Source organism: Stenotrophomonas sp. Br8 (assembly GCF_014763005.1).
GTDB lineage: Bacteria > Pseudomonadota > Gammaproteobacteria > Xanthomonadales > Xanthomonadaceae > Stenotrophomonas > Stenotrophomonas lactitubi.
This window is the reverse complement of record NZ_JACGTN010000003.1, coordinates 1-25,187: the sequence shown is the minus strand read 5'-3', so window position 1 is coordinate 25,187 and position 25,187 is coordinate 1. Positions and strand designations below refer to the sequence as shown.

Annotated in this window: 24 protein-coding genes; 18 read left to right on the top strand and 6 right to left on the bottom strand. The window is 66.9% G+C overall.

Features of this window, described 5'->3' with window-relative positions; translation table 11 throughout:
* Positions 1-71 precede the first annotated feature (71 nt).
* The 3 genes from sufC to H3005_RS01445 are packed head-to-tail and all read left to right on the top strand — an operon-like array spanning position 72 to position 3,351.
* Positions 72-836 carry a Fe-S cluster assembly ATPase SufC gene (gene sufC, locus H3005_RS01455; protein ID WP_191077464.1) on the top strand — a complete coding sequence of 255 codons (765 nt, stop codon included), beginning with the start codon at positions 72-74 and terminating at the stop codon, positions 834-836.
* Complete coding sequence (gene sufD / locus H3005_RS01450; protein WP_191077463.1) at positions 836-2,098, top strand: Fe-S cluster assembly protein SufD; 1,263 nt, start codon at positions 836-838, stop codon at positions 2,096-2,098. Before sufC ends, sufD begins: the two co-directional genes overlap by 1 nt.
* Positions 2,095-3,351: a cysteine desulfurase gene (locus tag H3005_RS01445; RefSeq protein WP_100551760.1), complete on the top strand. Its 1,257-nt coding sequence runs from the start codon at positions 2,095-2,097 to the stop codon at positions 3,349-3,351. Before sufD ends, H3005_RS01445 begins: the two co-directional genes overlap by 4 nt.
* A 14-nt stretch (positions 3,352-3,365) precedes the next feature.
* Here H3005_RS01445 and H3005_RS01440 read toward each other — a convergent pair whose 3' ends face one another.
* Together H3005_RS01440 and H3005_RS01435 are read right to left on the bottom strand one after the other, a co-directional pair.
* Positions 3,366-4,016 (bottom strand): transposase, encoded by a 651-nt coding sequence (locus H3005_RS01440; protein ID WP_191077462.1) that lies wholly within the window; start codon positions 4,014-4,016, stop codon positions 3,366-3,368.
* 171 nt (positions 4,017-4,187) lie between these two features.
* The gene (locus H3005_RS01435) at positions 4,188-4,595 is read right to left on the bottom strand and encodes a hypothetical protein (protein WP_191077461.1); all 408 of its coding nucleotides are present in this window, start codon (positions 4,593-4,595) and stop codon (positions 4,188-4,190) included.
* Between the two features lie 187 nt (positions 4,596-4,782).
* On the opposite strand from H3005_RS01435, the gene H3005_RS01430 reads away from it, so the two are divergent.
* The 11 genes from H3005_RS01430 (at position 4,783) to H3005_RS01380 (ending at position 17,578) form a co-directional block, all read left to right on the top strand.
* Positions 4,783-5,322 (top strand): GNAT family N-acetyltransferase, encoded by a 540-nt coding sequence (locus H3005_RS01430; RefSeq protein WP_100551757.1) that lies wholly within the window; start codon positions 4,783-4,785, stop codon positions 5,320-5,322.
* A complete protein-coding gene (locus H3005_RS01425) occupies positions 5,319-5,651 on the top strand; it encodes a non-heme iron oxygenase ferredoxin subunit (RefSeq protein ID WP_088101588.1) in 333 nt (110 codons plus the stop codon). The genes H3005_RS01430 and H3005_RS01425 overlap by 4 nt, the downstream gene beginning before the upstream one ends.
* Before the next feature lie 662 nt (positions 5,652-6,313).
* Positions 6,314-8,638, top strand: coding sequence for a catecholate siderophore receptor Fiu (locus H3005_RS01420; protein WP_191077460.1), 2,325 nt, complete (start codon positions 6,314-6,316; stop codon positions 8,636-8,638).
* 51 nt (positions 8,639-8,689) lie between these two features.
* On the top strand, positions 8,690-9,367 hold the full coding sequence (locus tag H3005_RS01415; protein ID WP_191077459.1) for a Fe2+-dependent dioxygenase: 678 nt from the start codon (positions 8,690-8,692) through the stop codon (positions 9,365-9,367).
* Positions 9,368-9,539: 172 nt separating this feature from the next.
* Positions 9,540-9,935: a hypothetical protein gene (locus H3005_RS01410; protein WP_100551753.1), complete on the top strand. Its 396-nt coding sequence runs from the start codon at positions 9,540-9,542 to the stop codon at positions 9,933-9,935.
* A 153-nt stretch (positions 9,936-10,088) separates the two neighbouring features.
* On the top strand, positions 10,089-12,509 hold the full coding sequence (locus H3005_RS01405; RefSeq protein WP_191077458.1) for a TonB-dependent receptor: 2,421 nt from the start codon (positions 10,089-10,091) through the stop codon (positions 12,507-12,509).
* Between the two features lie 322 nt (positions 12,510-12,831).
* Positions 12,832-13,470 carry a PepSY-associated TM helix domain-containing protein gene (locus H3005_RS01400; RefSeq protein WP_100551751.1) on the top strand — a complete coding sequence of 213 codons (639 nt, stop codon included), beginning with the start codon at positions 12,832-12,834 and terminating at the stop codon, positions 13,468-13,470.
* A gap of 41 nt (positions 13,471-13,511) precedes the next feature.
* Positions 13,512-14,030 carry a DUF2271 domain-containing protein gene (locus tag H3005_RS01395; RefSeq protein WP_032975835.1) on the top strand — a complete coding sequence of 173 codons (519 nt, stop codon included), beginning with the start codon at positions 13,512-13,514 and terminating at the stop codon, positions 14,028-14,030.
* Positions 14,031-14,146: 116 nt separating this feature from the next.
* The gene (locus H3005_RS01390) at positions 14,147-14,950 is read left to right on the top strand and encodes a DUF4198 domain-containing protein (RefSeq protein WP_089239348.1); all 804 of its coding nucleotides are present in this window, start codon (positions 14,147-14,149) and stop codon (positions 14,948-14,950) included.
* Between the two features lie 55 nt (positions 14,951-15,005).
* Positions 15,006-15,977: an FAD:protein FMN transferase gene (locus tag H3005_RS01385; RefSeq protein ID WP_191077457.1), complete on the top strand. Its 972-nt coding sequence runs from the start codon at positions 15,006-15,008 to the stop codon at positions 15,975-15,977.
* Complete coding sequence (locus H3005_RS01380; RefSeq protein ID WP_191077456.1) at positions 15,974-17,578, top strand: sulfite reductase subunit alpha; 1,605 nt, start codon at positions 15,974-15,976, stop codon at positions 17,576-17,578. The genes H3005_RS01385 and H3005_RS01380 overlap by 4 nt, the downstream gene beginning before the upstream one ends.
* 180 nt (positions 17,579-17,758) lie before the next feature.
* On the opposite strand, the gene H3005_RS01375 is transcribed toward H3005_RS01380, so the two are convergent.
* From H3005_RS01375 to H3005_RS01360, 4 genes are all read right to left on the bottom strand, one after another.
* A complete protein-coding gene (locus H3005_RS01375; protein WP_191077455.1) occupies positions 17,759-18,367 on the bottom strand; it encodes a HutD family protein in 609 nt (202 codons plus the stop codon).
* A gap of 34 nt (positions 18,368-18,401) precedes the next feature.
* A complete protein-coding gene (locus H3005_RS01370) occupies positions 18,402-19,127 on the bottom strand; it encodes a murein L,D-transpeptidase catalytic domain family protein (protein ID WP_191077454.1) in 726 nt (241 codons plus the stop codon).
* 17 nt (positions 19,128-19,144) lie between these two features.
* Entirely contained in the window at positions 19,145-20,212 is a 1,068-nt protein-coding gene (locus tag H3005_RS01365; protein ID WP_100554059.1) for a L,D-transpeptidase, read from the bottom strand.
* A 337-nt stretch (positions 20,213-20,549) separates the two neighbouring features.
* Entirely contained in the window at positions 20,550-20,972 is a 423-nt protein-coding gene (locus H3005_RS01360; protein ID WP_243381677.1) for a helix-hairpin-helix domain-containing protein, read from the bottom strand.
* 102 nt (positions 20,973-21,074) lie between these two features.
* Between H3005_RS01360 and H3005_RS01355 the strand changes: the two genes are divergently transcribed.
* The 4 genes from H3005_RS01355 to murU all read left to right on the top strand — a co-directional run bounded on the left by H3005_RS01355 (position 21,075) and on the right by murU (position 24,719).
* On the top strand, positions 21,075-22,568 hold the full coding sequence (locus H3005_RS01355) for a M20 family metallopeptidase (RefSeq protein ID WP_191077453.1): 1,494 nt from the start codon (positions 21,075-21,077) through the stop codon (positions 22,566-22,568).
* A 69-nt stretch (positions 22,569-22,637) separates the two neighbouring features.
* Positions 22,638-22,907, top strand: a complete 270-nt coding sequence (locus tag H3005_RS01350; protein WP_089239335.1) for a GlsB/YeaQ/YmgE family stress response membrane protein — start codon at positions 22,638-22,640, stop codon at positions 22,905-22,907.
* Positions 22,908-22,971: 64 nt separating this feature from the next.
* Positions 22,972-23,997, top strand: a complete 1,026-nt coding sequence (locus tag H3005_RS01345) for a phosphotransferase (protein WP_100551745.1) — start codon at positions 22,972-22,974, stop codon at positions 23,995-23,997.
* An 11-nt stretch (positions 23,998-24,008) separates the two neighbouring features.
* Positions 24,009-24,719 carry an N-acetylmuramate alpha-1-phosphate uridylyltransferase MurU gene (gene murU, locus H3005_RS01340; protein ID WP_191077452.1) on the top strand — a complete coding sequence of 237 codons (711 nt, stop codon included), beginning with the start codon at positions 24,009-24,011 and terminating at the stop codon, positions 24,717-24,719.
* Positions 24,720-25,187 lie beyond the last annotated feature (468 nt).

Sequence of the window (25,187 nt, the reverse complement as noted above, 5' to 3'; positions counted from 1 at the left end):
GCCCGCCCTGCCCTCGCACAACGCATTCTTTTTACCGGCGGGCCGCGGCCCGCACCACGGAAACCCCCACCATGCTGAAGATCGAAAACCTCCACGCCCGCATCGGCGACAAGGAAATCCTCAAGGGCCTGTCCCTGGAAGTGAAGCCCGGCCAGGTGCACGCCATCATGGGCCCCAACGGCGCCGGCAAGTCCACCCTGGGCAATGTCCTGGCCGGCCGTGACGGCTATGAGGTCACCGAAGGCAGCGTGCAGTTCGAAGGCGTCGACCTGCTCGACCAGGACCCGGAAGCGCGCGCCGCTGCCGGCCTGTTCCTGGCGTTCCAGTACCCGGTGGAAATCCCCGGCGTGAACAACACCTACTTCCTGCGCGCCGCGCTCAACGCCCAGCGCAAGGCGCGCGGCGAGGAAGAGCTCGACTCCATGCAGTTCCTCAAGCTGGTTCGGCAGAAGCTGGCCGTGCTGCACCTGAAGGACGAACTGCTGCACCGTGGCGTCAACGAAGGCTTCTCCGGTGGCGAGAAGAAGCGCAACGAGATCTTCCAGCTGGCCGTGCTCGAGCCGAAGCTGGCGATCCTGGACGAAACCGATTCGGGCCTGGACATCGATGCGCTGAAGAGCGTGGCCGACGGCGTCAACGCACTGCGCAGCACCGACCGCTCGTTCCTGGTCATCACCCACTACCAGCGCCTGCTGGACTACATCAAGCCGGACGTAGTGCACGTGCTGGCCGATGGCCGCATCGTCAAGAGCGGTGGTCCGGAACTGGCGCTGGAACTGGAAGCGCACGGCTATGACTTCCTGAAGGACCGGGTCGTGCCCGAGGCGGCAGTCTGATGAGCGCCCTGCTCGACTCCATGGCCCAGGCCTTCTGCGGCAGCGATGCGCGCCGCGAAGTGCTCGACAGCGTGCTGCGCGACGGCCTGCCCGGCGCACGCAGCGAAAGCTGGAAGTACACCTCGCTGCGCCAGCTGGAGCGCCGCAGCTTCGCGGCCGCACCGTTGGCCCCGGCGCTGCTGGATGCCGCCGCGCTGGAGGACATCCCGGCGCCGCGCCTGGTGTTCGTCAATGGCCGCCTCAACGACGCGCTGAGCGACGTGCAGGGCCTGCCGGCCGGCGTGCAGCTGGAAACGCTGTCTTCCGCACTGGCCGCTGGCGAGGATGCCGTACGCTTCCTCGGCCGCCGCTATGAGCGCAGTGACGAAGTATTCGCCCGCCTCAACGCCGCCCTCGCCGATGAAGGCGTGGTGCTGCGCGTGGACGACGGCGTGCAGGTCGAGGTGCCGCTGCAGCTGGTGTTCGCCAGCGTCGCCGGCGACACCGACCTGGCCTGGCATCACCGGCACCTGATCGAACTGCGTGCGGGCGCCAGCCTGGGCGTGGTCGAGCATCGCTTCAGCGTGGGTGACTCGGCGCATCTGGACAACACCGTGCTGCACGCCCACGTCGCCCACGACGCCGTGCTCAAGCACGCCCGCGTGCAGGCTGGCAGCGCGCGCCAGACCAGCTTCCTGCGCACCGACGCGGTACTGGCCAAGGACGCGCAGTACCACCGCGTGGACCTGGAGCTGGGCGCCGCACTCAGCCGCCACGAACTGAACGTGCGTCTGGAAGGCGACAACGCCCAGTTGACCGCCAATGGCGTGCTGCTCGGCAACGGCCGTCGCCACGTCGATACCCGCCTGGGCATCGACCACATTGCCCGCGACACCAGCGCCGAGCTGCAGTGGCGTGGCGTGGCGGCCAATCGCAGCCGCGTGGTGTTCCATGGCGGCATCCAGATCCGTGCCGGCGCCGATGGCACCGACGCCAACCTGTCCAACAAGAATCTGCTGCTGTCGGCCGACGCCGAAATCGATACCCAGCCGACGCTGGTGATCGACGCCGACGAAGTGAAGGCCGCACACGGTGCCACCGTCGGCCAGCTCGACGCCAACGCGCTGTTCTACCTGCGCTCGCGCGGCCTGCCGCAGGCCCAGGCGCAGGCGCTGCTGAGCGCCGCGTTCTGCCACGAGCCGCTGAAGGTGCTGCCGGAAGCGCTGCGCGAGCAGCTGGCACGTCGGCTGGACAAGGCACTGGCCGAGGCGGGCGTGGCATGAACCTGTCCACCCCGCGACCGATCGAAGCACCCGCCGACGCCCCCGACTGGGCGCGCGTGCGCCTGGACTTCCCGCTGCTGATGCGCGAAGTGCACGGCAAGCCGCTGGTCTATTTCGACAACGCCAACACCGGCCAGAAGCCGGTGCAGGTGATCGGCGCGGTGGACGAGTTCTACCGCCGCTACAACGCCAACGTCAGCCGTGCCGTGCATGCGCTGGGTACCGAGGCCACCGACGCCTACGAGGGCGCGCGCAACAAGCTGGCGCGTTTCCTCAACGTGCGCAGCAACGACCTGGTGCTGTGCAGCGGCACCACCTTCGCGATCAATCTCGTTGCCTACTCCTGGGCCCTGCCCCGGCTGAAGGCCGGCGACGTGATCCTGGTTTCGCGCATGGAACACCACGCCAACATCGTGCCGTGGCAGTTGGTCGCCCAGCGCACCGGCGCGACCATCCGCGTGGCCGAGATCACCCCCGACGGCGCGCTGGACCTGGACGCACTGCGCGCGGCGATGACCCCCGAGGTCAAGCTGCTGGCCGTGGCCCATGTCTCCAACGTGCTCGGCACCATCAACCCGGTGCGCGAGATCTGTCGCGAAGCGCGCAAGCGCGGCATCGTCACCGTGGTCGACGGCTCGCAGGCCGCACCGCACCGCAAGGTCGATGTCACCGCGATCGGCTGCGACTTCTACGCCATCACCGGCCACAAGATGTGCGGCCCGACCGGTACCGGCGCGCTGTGGGCGCGTCGCGAGCACCTGGACGCGATGCCACCGTTCCTGGGTGGCGGCGAGATGATCAAGGAAGTCAGCTTCGACGGCACCGTGTTCAACGATGCCCCGCACAAGTTCGAAGCCGGCACCCCCAACATCGCCGGCTTCATCGGCCTGGGCGTGGCGGCGGACTATCTGCAGAACGTCGGCCTGGACCACGTGGAAGCGCGCGAAGCTGAGTTGCTGGCGCACTTCACCGAAGAGCTGCGCCGGGTCGATGGCCTGCGCATCATCGGCGAGGCACCGGAAAAGGCAGCAGTGGTGTCGTTCCTGATCGACGGTGCGCACGCGCACGACCTGGCCACGCTGCTGGATCTGGAAGGCGTGGCCGTGCGGTCGGGCCAGCACTGCGCGCATCCGCTGCTGCAGTACTACGGCGTGGCCGCGACCTGCCGTGCGTCGTTGGCGTTCTACAACACGCATGAAGAGATCGAGCGGTTCATGGTGGCGCTGACGAAGGTGCGGAAGTTGCTGGGCTGAGACCTCAGCCGGGGTCAGATCCCTTTCGCACCGCGAATGGGCTCTGACCCCATCAGCACCCCAACCAATCGTCGCTGCGACTGCAGCGCTCCACGTATCTCCGCCAGATCACCCGCAGGAACACCCTGCTCGATGAACTCGGCGTAGCGCCTGCGCCGCTCATCCACATCAGCCGCAATCAACTCGAACGCCGAATGCGGCACGAGAAGTGCATTCGCCCTGCCCTCCACGTTTGCCCGATAGCTCGACCAGCGATAGTCCCCGGGATGCGCCACCATCCCCGCACGCACCGGATTGAGCTCGATGTACCGCTGGCAGGCAAGCAGGTAGCGATCCGTGTCCACCAGGGTCGAGTGAAAACGCCCCTCCCACAGAGTTCCCGTGCGGCCGTGCCGATCATTCACACGGCGCACGTAGGCACGATTTACCGCCTGCATCATCCGCGACAGCCCGCCGGCTGCCTCGGGCGTCACCAGCAGGTGCACGTGGTTGCCCATCAGCACGTAGGCGTGGACCCGGCATTGCTGCAGGTCTGCGTGATGACACAGCAGGCGCAGATAGGCGACGCGGTCGCCATCAGCGAGGAACACCCCTTGGCGATTGTTACCGCGCTGGACGACATGTTGTGGGTAGCCCGGTGCATCGATGCGACGCGGCCTGGGCATGAGCGTCTCCGGAAGCCAAGGGGTCAGAGCCCTTTGCTGCGCAAGAGGATCTGACCCCGAGCATCTGCCAACGCGGCGCGCCTGACAGTCGGGCTGTCGCCCGTTCCGGCGTCGGGGATTGGGGTCAGATCCCTTTCGCATCGCCAAAGGGCTCTGACCCCTACCACCCAATCACTCCTGCAACCGCCGCACCGACGACACGCACAGCTCGACCGGCCACTTGCCTAGATGCCCCTTGCCGCTCTGCGCATCCGGTCGTGCCGCCGACACGATCCCGGTCATTTCAACGGCCTGCTCCGTCGGCAGCGTCATCGGCGCGATGCCCTCCACCCAGATGCCGTCCGCCGCCCACGGGTCACGTACCGGAGGCCCCGGATGCAGCGCCGACATTTCCCAGCCATCGACGTAGGCGCCACGCACCTTCACCGCGCGGCCCTGGTAGCGGACCGGGTGCGCACGCAGTTCCTCCAGCGCGACCGGCAGTGCACGTGCCGGATTGAACCTGGGGCAAGCAAAACTGTTGAAGGAAACGTCCCGGCCCGCGACGGAGACATCCTGGCGCACAAGCAGGATGGACATCACCACGACCACACCGAGCGTTACGACCCTCACAGCCACGCCACCTTGCCTGTCCACTCGTGCCTCCTGCGGGAAAGCGGTGAGCTGCAGCATAGCCGGTGCCCGGGGGTCAGAGCCCTTCTGCGCGACAGAAGGGATCTGACCCTGACCCATTTGCGAGCGCCCAAGCCCCACCTAGAATGGCGGCATGAGCACCCTGACCTTCCGCGCCGCCACGTCGGCCGACATCCCCGCCCTGATCACCCTGGTCACCTCGGCCTACCGCGGCGACGCCAGCCGCGTTGGCTGGACCACCGAAGCCGACCTGCTGGACGGCGCCCGCATCGACGCCGAAGGCATCCAGGGCGACCTGGACCGCCCGCGCTCGACCATCCTGCTGGCCGAACGCGACGGCCAGCTGGTGGCCTGTGCCCACGTCGCAGATGTCGACGGCAAGGGCTACTTCGGCATGTTCTCGGTCGATCCCAGCCAGCAGGGCGGTGGCGTCGGCAAGCAGTTGATGGACGCCGCCGAAGCCCATGCCGCGCAGGAATGGAACGTGCCGGTGATGCAGATGACGGTGATCGACGTGCGCGACGAACTGATCGCCTTTTACGAACGCCGCGGTTACCAGCGCACCGGCATCAAGAAGCCGTTCCCGTACGGCGACGAACGCTTCGGCATTCCCAAGCGCGACGACCTGCGCTTCGAGATCCTGGAAAAGCCGTTGGCCGGAGCCACCGCGTGAGCGAGGCCTGGACCTTTGTCTGCGCCGGCGCCGAACTGCTGCCCGGCGAAATGAAGAGCGTTTTCGACGAGGTCACCGGCACGCCGATCGTGGTGTTCAACCTCGACGGCGAACTGTATGCCCTGGAAGACCAGTGCACGCATGAAGAGTTCGAGCTGTCCTCGGGCGAGTTCAACACCACCGAAGGCAGCGTGGAGTGCGTGCTGCACGGCGCGCGCTTCGACGTGCGAGACGGCCGCGCCCTGTGTGCGCCGGCCTATACGGCGGTGCCGAAGTTTCCGGTGAAGCGCGAGCACGACGCGGTGTGGACCCGCGACGACCGCGATTGAAGTCCAGGGCATCCACCATGGGGTGGATCTACTGGCGGGCACCTGGAGGGCCTTTGAGGGGCCCTGCGGGCCACGCGGAACCGCTCACCGTTCGCGCAGATGCGAATCATTATCGTTGGTGTTATGCTAACTAACATCTTCGTTACGACTCCGCCTGCGCCATGGCTTCGCCCGCGCCTACCGTCCTGCTGTGCCAGCTTGCCCGTCGGGGTTGGCCACTGCTTGTGGCCGCGCTGCTGACACTGTGGTTGGGCTGGTCGGCGTTGCAGGAAGGACGGAGCACGCCGGCGGGTGATGCGCCCGGAAACTACGCCCAGGACGCGGCGCCGTCTTCGCCCCCACATGCGCTGCCGCATGAGCACGCGATGCAGCGCGCGGAATCCGAACCAGAAGGAAGCCGGGGCGACAAACCGCCGGCACTGCGGCGGCTGTGCCTGCAGCGCCCGGAACATGCCCCCGCAGACGCACCGATACCGGCGATGCCTGATCCACCGGTGCCCGCGACCGATCGTCGCCAGCCGCCTTCGCACGCACCGCCTGCGCAGCTGGCCTGACACTTTTCTGCGCGCTGCGCAGCCGCTGGACTGCATTTCCCTTTCCCTTCCTGTTGCCGCGCTGTCCAGCGCCGGCGGCCCCTTCCTGTCCCTTCTCTGCAGACGCCCATGAACCCGATCAAAAGCCGCAAGCACGCTTCGCCGCTTCGCACCCTGCCGCTGGCCACTGCCAGCCTCGCTGCCGGCCTCGGCCTGGCCGCGCTGCCTGCGCTGGCCCACGCCGAAGCCACCGACAACGCCCGCACCCTGGACAAGGTCGACGTCCATGCAGTTCGCGGCTACAAGGCTGACAAGGTTGCCTCACCCAAGTTCACACAGCGCCTGCAGGACACCCCGCAGACCATCCAGATCATCACCAGCGACCTGTTCAACCAGCAGGGTGCCACCACCCTGACCGAGGCACTGCGCAACAGCCCCGGCGTCGGCACCTTCTATGCCGGTGAAAACGGCAACACCACCACCGGCGACGCATTGTTCATGCGCGGCTTCGATACCTCCAACAGCCTGTTCGTCGACGGCGTGCGCGACCTTGGCTCGATCTCGCGCGATGTGTTCAATATCGAGCAGGTGGAAGTGACCAAGGGCCCGGCCGGCACCGACAATGGCCGCTCCGCACCGACCGGTGCGATCAATCTGGTCAGCAAGCAGGCCAATCTGCAGGACGCGACGTCGGCCAGCGTTTCGCTGGGCAGCGACCAGCAGCGACGCACCACCGGTGACTGGAACCAGGCGCTGGGCGCGACCAGCGCGCTGCGCGTCAACGCGATGTGGCAGGACAGCGACCAGCCGGGCCGCGACCATGTGCAGAACAAGCGCTGGGGTATTGCACCATCGCTGGCCTCCGGTTTGGGTACCGCTACCCGCTACTACCTCAACCTGCTGTACGTGAAGCAGGACAACGTGCCCGATGGCGGCGTGCCGACCCTGGGCCTGCCTGGCTGGACCGCGCAGCCGACCCTGGAAGCGCTGGCCGGTCATCCGGTGAACCCGGAGAGCTTCTACGGTACGCGTGCAGACCATGATGACGTGACCGCGAAGATGGCCACGTTCCGCTTCGAACACGACTTCAGCGACACCCTGCGCCTGACCAACACCGCGCGTTGGGGCCGCACCGAACAGGATTACCTGCTGACCGCCTTCATGGGTACCGGCGTTCGCGGTGCGAACGGCCGCCCGACCGGCAACATCAGCTACACCAATCCGGCCGATCTATCGACCTACACGATCGCGCGCAGCCTGCCGACCTTCAAGGATCAGCGAAACACCATCCTCACCGATCAGTTGAACCTGCGCGCCGACTTCAACACCGGCAGCGTCGGCCATGCGCTGAGCACCGGCCTGGAGTTCACCCGCGAAGAGCTGGACAGCTACGGGCAGGCCACCACCGGCGGCACCACCTGGCCGGCAGCGAATCTGTACAACCCCGACTGGAACGTGGGCGGGCTGACCTGGGCGCACAATGGCGCCGATGCCCACGGCAAGACCACAACCTCCTCGGCCTATCTGTTCGATACCCTGTCCTTCGGCGAGAGCTTCCTGCTGACCGCAGGCGTGCGCGCCGACCACTACAAGACCGAGTACGCAAGCGCATCGGTGTGCGGCGGTCGCGGTGGCCCGGTATGCGGCAGCAATCCAACCGGCACCGTGCTGCGCAACCCCACCCTGGAAGCGTCCGACACGCTGCTGAACTGGAAGCTCGGTGCACTGTACAAAGTGGGCGACACGGTCAGCATCTATGCCAACTACGCCGTCTCGCAACAGCCTCCTGGCGGCGCGAACTTCCAGCTGAGCAGCTCGGCCAGCAGCGCCGACAACCCCAAGCTCGACCCGCAGAAGGCCAAAACCTTCGAAGTGGGCAGCAAGTGGGCGTTCCTGGATGACGCGCTTGCAGTGAATCTGGCGCTGTTCCAGACCGACGTTGACAACGAGATCAACACCACTGTGCTCGACGATGCCGGCAACCCGACCCAGACCGGCAGCAAGCGGGTCAAGGGTGTGGAGCTCTCTGCAGTCGGTCGCCTGACCGACAACTGGTCGGTCACCGCCGGCTACAGCCACCTCGACACCGAGGTGAAGGAAGGTGCCAAGGTAGCCGCCGATGGCACCACCAACCTGACCTACACCCCGGCCGACACGTTTACCGGCTGGACCAGCTACACCCTGCCCTTCGGCCTGACCATCGGTGGCGGCGTGCGCTATGCCGGTGGCATGCACCGTGGCACCGACGGTGCGGTGGGTACCCCGTCGTTCACCAAGTCCTACGTTGTCTATGACGCCGTGGTGTCCTGGGCGATCAATGACTCCATCTCGCTGCGCTTGAACGGTTACAACCTGTTCGACAAGCAGTACGTGGCCAGCATCAACAAGAGCGGCTACCGTTACACCCCGGGCGCCCCGCGCACCTTCCTGCTCAGCGCGGACGTCCGCTTCTGATGTCATGGCGCGGGGGAGCCCGTCTCCCCCGCGCATCGATGAGGAACCGCCATGCTGCTGCACATCCCCAACGTGCTTGCACCTGAAGAAGTGGCGCAGATCCGCCAGCGGCTGGATGCTGCCGCCTGGACCGACGGACGCGAGACGGTCGGCTCACAGGGTGCGCAGGTCAAACACAACGAACAGTTGCCCGATGCCTCACCGCTGAAGGCCGCGCTGGCCTCCGTGGTGCTGGCCGCACTCAAGCGCAGCCCGCTGTTCTTCAGCGCCGCGCTGCCGTTGAAGTACCTGCCACCGCGCTTCAACCGCTACAGCGGCGGCGGCACCTACGGCTTCCACGTCGATGGCGCGGTGATGAACCTGGCCAACGGCGAGCAGCTGCGCTCGGACATCTCCTGCACGCTGTTCCTGTCCGACCCGGACGAGTACGACGGCGGTGAACTGATCATCAGCGACACCTACGGCGAACATGAAGTGAAACTGCCTGCCGGTGATCTGATCGTGTATCCCTCCAGCAGCCTGCACAAGGTCAACCCGGTCACCCGCGGTGCGCGCGTGGCCTCGTTCTTCTGGGTGCAGAGCATGATCCGCGACGACGTGCAGCGGCGCCTGCTGTGGGAGATGGATACTTCCATCGAGCGCCTGCGACAGACCGATGGCGATGCCGACGCGGTGCTGCAGCTGACCGGCGTGTACCACAACCTGCTGCGACGCTGGAGCGAGGTCTGAGCCGATCAGGCCACCCCTGCGACAACTTGGCAATCATTCTCATTTGCAACGGCTAACGGGTCTCATTACAATCACGCCCCGTTGACGCCGGATGTTCCGGCCAGCCAGGGATTTCCGCTTGCGTCGCCCGTTCCGCCCTCGCCCGCTTCGGCTTGTACAGCTCGGCACCGCCATGCGCGGCCGTCGGCCTGCGCTGGCCAGCCTGCTGGCGTGGGTGGCGATGTTGACGCTGTTGCTGGGCACCCTGCCGCTGCTGCCGGTGGCCCATGCGGCTGCAACCCAGGCGCTGCAGCAACCGCTGGAAGAGCGCGGCGGCGAAGCCCCCCTGCAGGAAGAAGCGCCGGCCAAGCTGCGGCGCTGCGCCTCGGCACCGGCCAAGTCCACCGACAAGCCGGCGCCGCCACTGCTGCTGGCCAGCCACTGGCTGCGTACCGAACTTGATCTGGTTCCCTCCGCGTCGGCTCCGTCCGGCGCGCGTTCGCACTGGCCGTTGGCCGCACCAGACATGCCCTGGACCGATGCGCCCGGGCGTCGCCAGCAACGGGGCCAGGCGCCGCCGCTCGCCTGATCCACGGCACGCTGTGACCGCCTGAGCGGTTGCATCGGCTCGCCGCTGCCTGCTTCACCTCAGCCGCCCCTGATCGGGCCGTCCCTGCTCTGCCCTGCCGTGTGCGCACTGCGCCCGGCATCGCGCTGCCTTACATCCTTCGAGGTATCTGCCATGGCCCAGCGCCATCGTGTCCGTTCGTCCCTGTCCCGCCATCTGTTGACCAGCGCCGTGCTGGCCGCCGTCGCGGCTCCCGCCTACGCCCATGGCGACGCTTCCGGCGCACCCCAGACCCTCGACAAGGTGGTGGTCACCGCCGCTGGCTTCGAGCAGAAAGTAGTCGATGCACCGGCCAGCATCAGCGTGGTCAGCCGCGAAGAGCTGAGCAAGCGCCCCTACACCAGCCTGGTCGACGCCCTGCGCGACGTCGAGGGCATCGACGTCGGCCTCGAAGCCACCGACAAGAACGGCCGCGCCACCATCTCCATGCGCGGCCTGCCGTCCGAATACACCCTGGTGCTGATCGACGGCCGTCGCCAGAGCAACGCCGGCCAGCTGTATCCGAACAACTTCGGTGGTGGCCAGTTCGCCTACCTGCCGCCGCTGGATGCGATCGAGCGCATTGAAGTGGTGCGTGGCCCGATGTCCACGCTGTACGGCTCGGATGCGATGGGCGGCGTCATCAACATCATCACCCGCCGCAACCAGGACAGCTGGCACGGCGCGGTCACCCAGGGCTTCACCGTGCAGCAGGACGATCAGTTCGGCGATGCGCGCAGCACTGACCTGTACCTGAGCGGGCCACTGGTCAAGGATCGCCTCGGCCTGGCCGTGCGCGGCAGCTACTACGACGCCAAGGCATCCAATCCCGAATGGGATGCACTGCCCCTGCCCGACGGCACGCTGTGGGAGCGCAGCATCGGTTTTGGTGGCGGCGGCAAGTCGGTGGCCAACACCAACTGGAACACCGGCGTGCGCCTGAACTTCCACGTCAACGACGACCACGAGCTGTGGCTGGACTATGACGTCTCTCGCCAGAAGTACGACAACAGCGAGGGCCAGACCGGCACGCTCGACAGCCTGGCCAGCCTGTGGCGCGCGGGCAACGCGGTGGTCCCGAACCCGAATGGCAACGGCACCGTCACCCGCCGCGTGGTGCAGCCGCGCGTGGGCTACACCGCCTACCAGCGCTATGAGCGCGACCAGCTCTCGCTGACCCATCAGGGTCGCTACAGCTTCGGCACCTGGCAGACCTCACTGACCCACAGCAAGAGCAGCAACCTCGGCCGCTCGCTGCCGTTGACCCTGGACGAGCGCGCCGGCCTGCAGACCCTGTGGAACGACGTCTGCCGCCGCACCGGTGCCGCCAACAACTGTGCCGCCGGCCGCAACAACGCGCTGGGCACACTCAACGCCAGCGAACAGGCACGCCTGCAGGCGTTCCTGCCGCGTCCGCTGCGCACCATGGAGCTGGAAGGCTACGTGCTGGACACGATGCTCGACCTGGACTTCGGCGCGCACAAGCTGACCGTGGGCGGCCAGTACAACGACACCGACATGGTGGACGGCGTGTTCGGCATGGACGGTGCCGGCTACCGCAGCAACACCAAGCAGAAGCACCGCATGTGGGCGCTGTTCGCCGAGGACAACTGGTCGCTGACCGACACCCTGACCGCCACCTTCGGCCTGCGCTACGACGACCACAACATCTTCGGCAGCCACCTCAGCCCGCGCGGCTACCTGGTCTGGAATGCCACCGATGCATGGACCTTCAAGGGCGGCGTCAGCACCGGCTACAAGACCCCGCGGCCGGACCAGCTGTTCCCCGGCATCACCGGCTTCGGTGGCCAGGGCGTGCTGCCGCTGGTGGGTTCGCCCAACCTGAAGCCGGAAACCAGCACCAACTACGAGCTGGCTGCGTACTACGAGGGCCAGCGCTGGGGCTTCAACGTCACCGGTTTCATCAACAAGTTCGAAGACAAGATCGCCAGCGGCGGCACGTTCCCCAACTGTGAGGTCGCACCAGCCGGCAGTGGTTACTGCGTGGATATCGGCCCGGGCTGGGCGTCGCTGGGCTACAGCACCTTCACCCAGAGCGTGAACATCGACAAGGCCGAAACACGTGGCGCGGAACTGGCCGGCCACGTCGACCTGCTGGACAACCTGCAGCTGCGCGGCAACTACACCTGGACCAAAAGCGAGCAGACCGCCGGTTCCGGCAAGGGCCTGCCGATCACCGGTACCATGCCGGCCAAGCACATGGCCAACGCCAGCCTCAACTGGCAGCTCAACGATGCGATCAGCCTGTCGTTGATCGGCGAAGGCCGCTACGACCGCTACCGCGACACGATCCTCGATGCCGCCGGTGCCAGCCACACCCGCTACTACGAGGACTACACGATCTTCCACCTCGGTGGCAGCTGGAAGGCCACGCAGTGGCTGACGGTCAACGCGCGGGTCAACAACCTGTTCGACAAGAACTTCGTCTCGCAGTCGTGCCTGCTGACCAGCCCCAGCGAATACAACTGCGTGGACGACTACGCCACCAAGGACCAGCGCCGCAGCTACTGGATCTCGCTCAACGCGAAGTTCTGATCGTCGCTCTGGTGGGTGCCGACCTTGGTCGACACCGCCCTGACTTGGTGGGTGCCGACCTTGGTCGGCACCACTTCATCCACGCATGGCGTGGATCTACTGCCCATACCGAACCTGGACGGCGCTCCATCCACGCATGGCGTGGATCTACTGCCCAGTGGTAGTGCCGGCCGCTGGCCGGCAACCGCACGATGTTTTCAGGTGTCATGGGATTGCCGGCCAGCGGCCGGCACTCCCCTTCAGAGATACACAACGACATCTAATTGCGAGCAATTCTCATCAATGATGTAATGCCCGGTATTCATCCGTCCCGAACCGTGCCGTGAGCCGTCCCGCATCTTCCACCGTGCAGCAGCAACAGAGCCGCGGCTTCTGGCTGCGTACCCTGCACCAGTGGCACTGGATCAGCTCGGCGGTCTGCCTGATCGGCATGCTGCTGTTCGCGGTGACCGGGCTCACGCTGAATCACGCGGCGAAGATCGAAGCCAAGCCACAGGTGCAGAACCAGCATCTGGAACTGCCGGCCGACGTGCGCGGCCAGCTCGGCACACGCGAGGACGGCAACGCGCCGATCCCGCGCCCGGCCCGGCAATGGCTGGACGAGCAGCTGGGCATTTCCATCGGCGGCCGACCCGCCGAATGGTCGGCCGAGGAAATCTACCTGTCGCTGCCACGCCCCGGCGGCGACGCCTGGCTGAGCATCGACCGCGAAACCGGCGCAGTCGAGTACGAATCGACCTCGCGCGGCGCGGTGTCCTACCTCAACGACCTGCACAAGGGCCGCAATGCCGGCCCCGCGTGGGGCTGGTTCCTGGACGTGTTCGCCGTGGCCTGCCTGGTGTTCTGCATCACCGGTCTGTTCCTGCTGCACCTGCATGCGCGGCAGCGACGCATGACCTGGCCGCTGGTCGGCCTGGGCCTGATGATTCCGCTGCTGATCGCCCTGCTGCTGATCCATTGAACTTCCACCGTGATTTCCATCCGTTTCTCCGGAGCCGCCCCATGCGCGTCACCCTGACCATCGCCCTCAGCGGCCTGCTGGCCACCTCCCCGGCCTACGCCACCACCCTCGACATCAACGTCGAAGTACCCAAGCTCAACGTGGCCGAGTACCACCGCCCGTATGTGGCAGTGTGGCTGGAAGGCGCCGACCAGAAGGTCGCCGCCAACCTGTCGGTCTGGTACCAGCAGACCAGCAACAGCGAAGGCCATGGCACCAAGTGGCTGCCCGACCTGCGCCAGTGGTGGCGCAAGAGCGGCCGCACCCTGCAGGTGCCGGTGGACGGCGTGACCGGCCCGACCCGTCCCGCCGGCAAGCACGCGCTGTCGTTCAACGACAAGCAGCCGGCGCTGAAGCAGCTGGCCCCGGGCAACTACACCCTGGTGGTGGAAGCGGTGCGCGAAGTCGGCGGCCGTGAACTGCTGAAGATCCCCTTCACGTGGCCGGCCACCGCCGCACAGAACGGCCGCGCGCAGGGCGCCACCGAACTGGGCCAGGTCACCCTGGCCGTCAAGCCTTGATCAAGCGGGGTCGGATCCCTTCCGCAGGAAGGGCTCTGACCCCATCGCCATATCCTCGGGGTCAGAGCCCTTTCCTTTGGAAAGGGATCCGACCCCTTCCAACTGGAGTCTTCCGCATGAAGCGCACGCTCGTCCTCGCCGCCGCTCTGGCCGCTGCCCTTCCCTTCTCTGCCCTGGCCCACAAGGCCTGGCTGCTTCCGTCGCAGACCGTGATCGCCGGCAACGCGCCGTGGATCACCGTCGATGGCGCGGTCTCCAATGACCTGTTCTATTTCAACCACGTGCCGCTGCGCCTGGAATCGGTGGTGATCACCGCCCCGGACGGCAGCACCGTGCAGGCGCAGAACGCGTCCACCGGCAAGTACCGCAGCGTGTTCGACGTCGAACTGAAACAGCAGGGCACCTACCGCATCGCCTCGGTCAACGACGGCCTGTCGGCAACCTATGAACTGAATGGCGAGCGCAAGCGCTGGCGCGGCACCGCCGCCACCTTCGGCGAACTGCCCAAGGATGCAAAGAAGCTGGAAGTGAGCCAGTCGGTCGGCCGCGTGGAGACCTTCGTCACCAACGGCGCGCCGAACGACACCGCGCTGAAGCCGACCAACCGCGGCATCGAACTGGTGGCCGTCGGCCACCCGAACGACCTGTTTGCCGGCGAGGAAGCCACCTTCCGCGTACTGGTCGACGGCAAGCCGACCGCTGGCCTGGAGTTCGAGATCGTGCGCGGTGGCACCCGCTACCGCAATGCGCAGGACGAGCAGAAACTGACCAGCGACGCCAAGGGCGAGATCAAGGTGACCTGGCCGGAAGCCGGCATGTACTGGCTGGAAACCGGCACCGAGGACAAGAAGACGTCGGTCAAGCAAGCCGCCAAGCGTCGCCTCAGCTATGTCGCCACGCTGGAAGTACTGCCGCAGTAAACGCATCGCTGCGATACCCGGCGCGCCCGGGTATCGCAGCCCGCCACGCATGCCCATGACCTCTACCGCACTCGACATCGCCCGGCTGGGCGGCACCACCATGGGCACCACCTGGAGCGTGTCGCTGGTGGCACCGCGTCAGCGCGACCTGCATCCGCTGCATGCGGGCATCCAGGCCCGCCTGGATGAAGTGGTCGCTCAGATGAGCACGTGGGAAGCGGGCTCTGACCTGAGCCGCTACAACCGCGCCGACGCGGGTCGCTACTGCGTGCTGCCGGCCGAAACCCTCCATGTACTGGCCTGCGCGCAGGCCATCGCCGCCGCCAGCGGTGGTGCCTTCGACCCCACCATCGGCCCACTGGTGGCGCTGTGGGGCTTCGGCGCGCATGCCGGCGCACGGCGTGCCCCCGATGCCACCACGTTGCAGGCAACCCGTGCACGCTGCGGCTGGCAACACCTGCACTGGCAGGACGATGCGCTGCTGCAACCCGGCGGCCTGGAACTGGACCTCTCGGCGATCGCCAAGGGCTTCGGTGTCGACCACGTCGCCGCCTGGCTGCGCAGCCAAGGTGTCGATGCCGCACTGATTGAAGTCGGTGGCGAGCTGGCGGGCTACGGCCGCAAGCCCGACGGCCAACCGTGGCGCGTGCTGGTGGAGTCGGCGCCGGAAGAAGATGCCCACACCGATATGCCACCGCGTGTACTCGCGCTGGAAGGGAAGGCAGTGGCCACCTCCGGCGATCGCTGGCACCAGTATCAGGACGATGGCGTTGCCTACAGTCACAGCCTCGACCCACGCAGCGGCACGCCGGTGCGACAGGTCGCAGCCGCCGTCACCGTGGTCGCCGACGACGCGATGCACGCTGACGCCTGGGCCACCGCACTGACCGTGCTCGGTCGCGACGCGGGCATCGCGCTGGCAGAGCGCGAAGGGCTGGCCGCGCGCTACCTCGAACGCGCCGCCGATGGCCCACGCGAAACCCTCAGCAGCGCCTTCCAGCGGCTGCTGGATGAGCAGGCCGCATGAGCACACGTTTCTCGCGCGCAACCCTTGGCAACGTCGTAGTGCTGGTCCTGCTGGCAGTGATCGGCGGGGCCCTGCTGCGCCTGCACCTGGGCGAAGCCTGGTGGCAGGGTGCGCCGCCGTCGCGGCAGTGGGGCATCGCATTGGCCGCCACCGCGCTGTATTCACTGGCGTGCACCGTGGTGTGGTGGCGCAGCCGTCCACGCGATGACACGGCCGAAGGCAGCGACCAACCGATGCTGCTGGTCTGGTCCAGCCAGACCGGCTTCGCCCGCGAACTGGCCGAGCGCAGTGCGCAGGCCCTGCGCTCGGCCGGCGTGCCGGTGCGCCTGCGTGGCCTGCACGACGTGGATGCGCCCCTGCTTGCGGGCAGCGCGCGTGCACTGTTCATCGTCAGCACCACCGGCGAAGGCGATGCACCCGACCACGCCCTGCCCTTCCTGCGCCGGGTGATGACCACGCCGCCGCCTCTGGGCCACCTGCAGTACGGCGTGCTCGCACTGGGTGATCGCAGCTACGGCCACTTCTGCGCGTTCGGCCACCAGCTGCACGACTGGCTGCGCCAGCACGGCGCGCATCCGCTGTTCGATGCCATTGAAGTCGACAACGCCGATCCAGCCGCCCTGCGCCACTGGCAGCAGCTGCTCGGCCAGCTCGGCGGCGACGCCAGCGAACTACCCGATTGGACACCGGCCGAGTACCAGCCGTGGACGCTGCTGCAGCGCATCCACCTCAACCCCGGCAGCGTCGGTGGTCCTGTCTACTGGCTGCGCCTGCAGCCACCGACCGACAGCAGCGCGCACTGGCAGGCGGGCGACATCGCCGAGGTCGGTCCGCAGCACGCCGAACAGAGCACGCGCGACTGGCTGCAGGCGCAGGGCTTCGATGCGGATACCGTGTTGGACGACGGCAACACGCTGCTCGCCCGCGTCGCCCGCTCGCATCTGCCGTCCTTGGTTGCTGCGGGCGACCTGCCTGGCTTGTTGGCGGCACTGCAGCCACTGCCGCATCGCGAGTACTCCATCGCCTCGGTGATGGACGACGGCGCGGTGGAGCTGCTGCTGCGCCGTCAGCTGCGTGCCGATGGCACACCGGGCGTCGGCAGTGGCTGGCTGTGCGACCACGCCGCCATTGGCGAGCCGGTGCAGATGCGCCTGCGCCGCAACGAGAATTTCCACGGCGTCGCCGCCGACGTTCCGCTGCTGCTGATCGGTAACGGTACCGGGATCGCTGGCCTGCGCGCACACCTGCACGAACGCGCACATGTTGGCAGCGGCCGTACCTGGCTGTTGTTCGGCGAACGCTCGGCTGCGCATGATTTCCACTTCGGCGATGAGCTGCAGGCGATGCTCGCCAACGGCACGCTGACCCGCCTGGATACGGTATTCAGCCGTGATGGCGGCGCGCACCGCTACGTGCAGGATCGCCTGCTGGCCGAAGCATCCACGCTGCGGCAGTGGGTCGATGAAGGCGCAACGATCCTGGTCTGCGGCAGCCTGCAGGGCATGGCCCCGGCAGTGGATGCGGTGATCGAGCAGGTGCTCGGTGCCGACGGCAAGGAAGCGCTGCTGCTGGCCTGTCGCTACCGGCGCGATGTGTATTGAGGCGAACCGTCTCCAGGTGGGTGCGCACCGACTTCTGGTGGGTGCGCACCTTGGTTCGCACCATGCTGCGGTATCGGCCACTGCATCCACGCATGGCGTGGATCTACTGGAGCACAGCGACCGCATTTTCAGTAGATCCACGCCATGCGTGGATGATTGCCTCCGGGCGCTGACGATGGCTCAGCCGCCCGCGGCGCTTACCCGTATCGCAAGCAGCTCTCCACCACCCTGCAGCGCATGACGCTGGCGCTCACCGGCGGCCAACCATGCGGTATCGCCGCTCTGCATCGCAGGCAATCCACTGTCCGCGCCGAACGTGGCCTGTCCACCCAGCAGGTGCAGGGCCCACGCCACACCCGGCTCGCAGAAGAAGAACATCGGGCCGACCAGTGGCCGATGCAGCAGTTCGGCCTGCAGCAGCTCGCGCTTCCACATCAGGTTGAAATCGTGAGTGGTGCCGTCGACCAGTTCGCCATGCAACGCGGCCTCGCCGGCAAAACGCACGCGCCCATGCGGTGGCAGCACTTCGGAGACGCGACCGTCCTCGAATCGCAGGCGCACGCCATTGCCCTGCAGCAGCACCAGTTCGCGCTCGACACCGGGGAACGCGGAAAACGCAGCGTCCTGTTCGATTTCGGCCACTGACAGGCGCAACGCCCAGTCATCACCCTGCGCCGGCAACCGCAGGATCTCGCGGGTCCAGCCGAGGCCGTTGCGCCAGCGTTCGCGGCGGTAATCCAGGCTGGAAATCACCTGGCTCGGGGTGTGCAGCAGGGAGTCGATGTTCATGCGCGCATTGCATCATGCCGCGCGCCACAACGCATCAACGCGTTGCAAGACCCGCGGCCGTACCGCAATCGCCACCCAGCAACTGCGAGTGCTTGAGCCAATCCTGGTCGGGGTAGTACGCGAACACCATCGTGCCGCCCCGCAGCGCGTCGATCAGCGGCTTGGCCACCGACAACCGCACCGCAGGACAGCCGAGACTGCGCCCCAATCGTCCCTGCAACTGTGCGGTGGAGGGATTCACATACGGCGCCCCGTGGATGACGATGGCGCGCTCGCGTGCGCGGTCATTGAAACCCGGCTCCAACCCCGCCAGGCGCAGCGAATAGCCGTTGCCACCCATGTAGGTTTCCTGCGCAGTGAACGCGCCGAGGCTGGACATGAAGCTGCCATCGCGGTTGGAGAAATGCTCGGTGCGGTTCTCGCCGCTGTTGCGGCCGTGCGCTACCCACTCCTCGAACAACAGCCGCTGGCGGGCCAGGTCGAAGACCCACATCCGCGGCTCGGTGGACGGCCGCGAGTAGTCGATCACGCTCAGGCGTTCGCCGCTAACACCCAGTTCCGGCCGCTGCAGCGCGCAGCGCATGGCGTGGGCGGCCAACTGCAGCACCCGGCGGTCCGCCTTGGGCGCGCTGCGTGCCAGCTGTGCAGCGAGGTCGTCTGCACTGATCGCGGCAACAGGCGTCTGTGCCCATGCCGACGCACTGGTAACAGTCGCCAACAGGCCAACAGCAGCCAGCCAGCACGAGCGGGAAGTGGACATGGGCACGCAGGGAGGTCTCAGGATCCCTTGAGGGTGGACGCTGGCGGCTCCGATTCCAAGACCGGCTGCATACCCGATTCAGCCGCGCTTGGGCGCACCGCCGGCAGCGAGGTGACCAGCAGGGTCGTGCCCGGCACCAGCACCTGGTACAGCTGTCGGGCGAAATCGGCCGGCAACGCCATCGGCAGCGATGGGGTGGCCAGCAGGTCCGGCGTGGCCTGGGCGCGGTCCTGGCCCAGCAGCGGATAGGCCGTCCACTGGTGCAGGCGCTGCTGTGCGTCAAGCGGGCTGGGCGTATCGCTGTAGCCCTGGCCCATCACGAACAGAGTGGTGCCCTGGAACGCCGGCAGCGCATCGGCCTTCAACGGCGACTCACCGATCATCACGCCGTCGCGCAGCACGTACAGGCGCTGGTCGTGCAGGCTGACCAGGATGCCGACCTGCCCGCTGGGGGCGGCCGCATCATCCCACCACGCCTTGTCCGGGGCGCCGGCCTCGCCTTCCGGCAGGGCCTGCCCGCGTGCATTCACCGGTGCCAGCACCGCCGGATAGGCCAGCGTCATCGGCGCGCTCTTGGCATCGGCCACGACCACCGTATCGCCGCGCTTGGTTTCGCTGAACAGCTTCTGGGCGAAGGCCTGCGGCAGGCGCACGCAGCCATGCGAGGCCGGGTGCCCGGGCAGGCTGCCGCCGTGCAGCGCGATGCCGTCCCAGGTCAGCCGCTGCATGTACGGCATGGGTGCGCTGTTGTAGAGGTTGGAACGGTGGTCCTTGTCCTTCTGCAGGATGGTGAACACACCGGTCGGCGTCTCATGGCCGCTCTTGCCCGAGCTGATCGTGGTCAGGCCGATGGCGATGCCGTTGCGGTACACATAGGCTCGCTGCTCATCCAGGCTCACCACCAGCACGATCGGCCCGGCCGGCGAAACCTCCGGGTGCCACAGGTACTCGCCAGGCTTGAGGTCGGTCGGACCGCGTACGTCGGAAGCCGTCGCCGCGACCGGCTTGGAGGGGGCGGCCGCGTGTGCAGCGCAGGGCAGTGCCAGGGCAACGGCGAGCATCAGGGTCAAACGGTGGAGGTGCATCCAGCAGGTTCCATTCCATGCGAAGGCCTCACCGTACACCATGGGCGCGTGGTGGCTGCGCCAAAAGAAATTGCCCGGCGACACAGCCATGTGTCGTACCGGGCAATCGTCACGTCCCTGTCGGCCTGCTGCCACCCCCTCGCATCCTGCGAAGCGGGGGCGGCGTTGCATCCTGCACGCGGCCGCGTCTGTCCTGTTTGTATCTCAGCCCCTTCCACAGGTCTGTGATGCCACCATCCTGGTGATTGGTGTCGCATCCCTGCGACGGTCGGTGGTTACGGGCATCCTGTCCGTAGCCAATGAACCTGCATCCTGCCGGTCCCGACGTTTCCTGTTGTCAGCGCCTGGGTACGGTTCGCACCGGTACCGATCCGGGTACCGGATCCGCGGGCAACATCCTGCTGCCAACGGTGATCCGCCGTCGATTCCGTTCGACGATCGATGTCCCTATCCCCTTCACCTGCGTCAGGTCCTCGACGCGGTGAAACGGGCCGTGTCTGCGCCGGTGCTCGACGATCGCCGCTGCCTTGGTGGCCCCGACCATCGTCAATCCCTGCTGCAGCGCTTGGGCATCGGCCCGGTTGATGTCGATCGGCTCGGCAGCTTGCGCTCCCGTGATCCACATTCCCAGCACCAGCGCCCTCAACACGACAAACCAAGGCACGACGTGTATCTCCTTGTGGTTCTGACCGTCCCGACCGGCAATCCCGTCGGTCGAAACAGTGTCCGTCACCACATGCACACAGCGTATCGGGTTCACGGATTTCTAAAAGCCAGCCAAATACCCGACGTGATGTAGGGAAAACCCTACCCTTGACCGAGGCGTAGAATGGGCGGATCAGCCATGCAACCGGAGTTTCAGATGGACAGCGCCAAGCTCGGCCAATTCGTCAATGACAAGTGGGACAGCGAAATCGTCCCGCAGTTGGTCGACTACATCCGCATCCCCAACAAGTCGCCGATGTTCGACGCCAATTGGGTGCAGAACGGCTACATGGAGCAGGCGGTCACCCTGATGGAAACCTGGGCCAAGGCGCAGGAGCTGCCCGGCCTGAAGGTCGAGGTGGTGCGTCTGGAAGGCCGTACCCCGCTGATTCTGCTGGAAATTCCGGCTACCGGCGCCGAAACCGGCGACGACACCATCCTGCTCTACGGCCATCTGGACAAGCAGCCGGAGATGACCGGCTGGGACGACGACCTGGGCCCATGGACTCCGGTCCTGCGCGGCGACAAGCTGTATGGCCGTGGCGGTGCCGATGACGGTTACGCCATCTTCGGCTCGCTGGCCGCGGTGCTGGCGCTGCAGGCCCAGGGCCTGCCGCACGCCCGCTGCGTGGTGCTGATCGAAGCCTGTGAAGAGTCGGGCAGCTACGACCTGCCGGCCTACGTCGACCACCTGGCTGACCGCATCGGCAAGCCGTCGCTGGTGGTCTGCCTGGATTCGGGCTGCGCCAACTACGACCAGCTGTGGTGCACCACCTCGCTGCGCGGCCTGACCGGCGGCAACTTCTCGGTGAAGGTGCTCAACGAAGGCGTGCACTCCGGTGATGCCTCCGGCGTGGTGCCGTCCAGCTTCCGCCTGCTGCGCCAGCTGCTGTCGCGCATCGAGGACCAGGACACCGGCCGCATCCTGATCGAGGGCATGAACGTGGAGATCCCGGCCGAGCGCCTGGAACAGGCCAAGCGTGCCGCCGACGTGGTCGATACCGCGATCTTCGAGAAATTCCCACTGGTCGACGGCCTCAAGCCGATGAACGACGACCTGACCGAACTGGTGCTCAACCGTACCTGGCGCCCTGCCCTGTCGGTGACCGGCATCGGCGGCATGCCGCCGCTGGAATCGGCCGGCAACGTGCTGCGCCCGCATACCGCGGTGAAGCTGTCGCTGCGCCTGCCGCCGACTGCCGATGGCAAGACCTGCGGCGAGCTGCTGAAGGAAACGCTGCTGCGCGATCCGCCGAACGGCGCGCAGGTCACCCTGGACCTGGAAAAGGCCTCCACCGGCTGGAACGCGCCGGCGATGGCACCGTGGCTGACCAAGGCCATCGACGATGCCAGCCAGACCTTCTTCGGCAAGCCGGCGATGTACATGGGCGAAGGCGGCTCGATCCCGTTCATGGGCATGCTGGGCGAGAAGTTCCCGGGCGCCCAGTTCATGATCACCGGCGTGCTCGGCCCGCACTCCAACGCCCACGGCCCGAACGAGTTCCTGCACATTCCGATGGGCAAGAAGGTCACCTCGTGCGTGTCCAAGGTGATCAGCGAGCACTACGCGGCAAGCCTGCGTGGCGAGACCAGCGGTTCGCCGGTGGCCGCCGACAGTGGCACCCGCAACGGCGACCACGGCTGCTGCTGATCCAGCACGCAGTGACGGACGCAGCCCGGCCTTGCTAGGCTGCGTCCATCCTTCGAGAGCACTGATGGCATGAACGGTCTGTTTGGCAGCACCAGCTGGCTCTACATCATCCTGGTCGGCTTCTTCGTCGGCCTGCTGGGACGCTTCTTCATGCCCGGCAACAACCGCATGGGCTGCCTGCTGACCATCGTGCTGGGCATCATCGGCGCGCTGCTGGCCGGCTGGTTCGGCCAGTACATGGGCTGGTACGCACCCGGTGAACCGGCCGGCTTCCTCGGCGCGGTCGTAGGCGCGGTCGTCGTGCTGGCGATCCTGCGCCTGTTCAGCGGCCGCCGCTGAGCCGCCACCTCCTTTTTCATTCTGCCCCGACGTTGGCGCGCCCGGCGCGCCCGGATATGCCTGCATGACCGAACCCGCCTCTGATCCCCAGCGCAGCGCACAGCGCCTGCAGTGGGCCCGTACCCAGCTCGACGACGGCAACGCCGTGGTCGAACGCGCCTCGGTCGACGCCGGCATGCGCAGCTACTGGCGCACCACCAGCCAGCGCGGCAGCCACATCGTGATGGACGCTCCGCCGGGGCTGGAAGACCCCACGCCGTGGCTGCGCATGCGCGGCCTGCTGCACGATCACGGCCTGCGCGTGCCCGCGCTGCTCGCCCAGGACCTCGACGCCGGCTTCCTGCTGCTGGAAGACCTGGGCGGCCCGACGCTGGCGAAGATCCTCGACGAACGCAATGCCGACGCGTGGTTCAGCCGCTCCATCGAGCAGCTGCTGCGCCTGCAGGCCATCCCGGTGCCGGCCGATTTCGGCCAGTTCGGCGAAGCGCTGCTGCAGCGTGATGCCGGCCTGTTCGATGAGTGGTTCCTGCAGCGCCATCTTGGCCTTGAACTGGACTGCGGCGAGATCGAAGGCCTGCAGCTGGTCCACCGCCGGCTGATGGACAACGCGCTGGGCCAGGCCCAGCTGATGACCCACCGCGACTACATGCCGCGCAACCTGATGCCGGTGGACGGCGGCCCGGCCGTGCTGGATTTCCAGGATCTGGTGCGTGGCCCGATCGCCTACGACGCGGTGAGTCTGTTCAAGGATGCCTTCCTGAGCTGGCCGCTGCAGCGCGTGGACGAATGGCTGTCGCAGTATCACCAGCGCGCGCGTGATGCCGGCCTGCCGGTACCCGACCGTGCCACCTTCCTGCGCGATGCCGACTGGATGGGCATCCAGCGCCACGTGAAGATCCTCGGCCTGTTCTGCCGCCTGCGCTACCGCGACAACAAGGGCCACTACCTGGACGACGCACCGCGCTTCATCGCCTACCTGGATGAAGTGCTGCCGCGCTACCGCGAACTGGCACCGTTGCAGCAGTTGCTGGAAATGCGGATCAAGCCGGCACTGGCCGAGCTGGCCGCGCCAATGCGCGTGCTGCGCTGAAGGTCGCGTCGATGAAGGCACTGATTTTCGCCGCCGGCCTGGGCGAGCGCATGCGTCCATTGACCCTGCACACGCCCAAGCCGCTGCTGGCAGTGGCCGGCAAACCACTGATCGTGTGGCACCTGGAGCGATTGGCTGCATTCGGCATCCGCGACGTGGTGATCAACACCGCTTGGCTCGCCGCGCAGTTTCCGGCCACATTGGGCGATGGCCGCCAATGGGGCCTGCAGCTGCATTTCATGCACGAAGGCGATACCCCGCTGGAAACCGGTGGCGGCATCCTCAATGCATTGCCGGCGCTGGGGGACGATCCGTTTCTGGTGGTGAACGGCGATATCTGGACCGATTTCGATTTCGCCACGCTGCCGCGTGAACCGGCCGGCGAAGCGCATCTGGTGCTGGTCGACAACCCGGCACAGCACCCCGCCGGCGACTACCGGCTGGACGCGCACGGCGTGCTGCACCACGACCGCGAAGGTCCGTGCCTGACCTATGCGGGCATCGGCGTCTATCGTCCGTCGATCGTGGCCGATTGGCGCGCGGTGATCGGCGAGGCACCTGGCAGCGAGCGCGTGCCACCGAAGTTTTCGGTGGTGCCGTTGCAGAAGCATTTCATGGCGCAGGGGCGGATCAGCGGTCAGCATCATCGCGGTCTCTGGACGGATGTTGGCACTGTTGATCGCCTGCGTGCGCTGGACGTTGAGTTGGCCGCGAACGGCTGAGCCCCTCGTGGTTGGACGTCTTCAGAGCAGAAGCCTTGCTTGGCCGGGCGGGATGGGCTGCGCAGGGGACGCTGCAAGTACGTCCATGTAAGCTCGGTCGCCGCATCCATGCGGCTCACGCCCCTGCGCAGCCCACCCCGCCCGGCCCCTGACAGTTTCCGTGTGCGTCCAGCCACGGAAAAAGAAAGAAAAGCAAAAGCGGGTCGCCTCGCTGCGCTTGCTCTGGTGACGACCGACGGTCGTCACCCACCACAAGCAGAGCACGTCAGATCCAAGGCAATTCTTCCCCGGAAAGTCTCATCCACGCATGGCGTGGATCTACCTACCAAGGTCGACACCTACCTGCAGCGGCGACCAACTGTCGAAGGCGGGGTGGCTCAGGTTGCGGGGGCGTGAGCGCCATGGATGGCGCGACCGAGGCTACATGGACGTACTTGCGCCGTCCCCCGCAACCTGAGCCACCCCGCC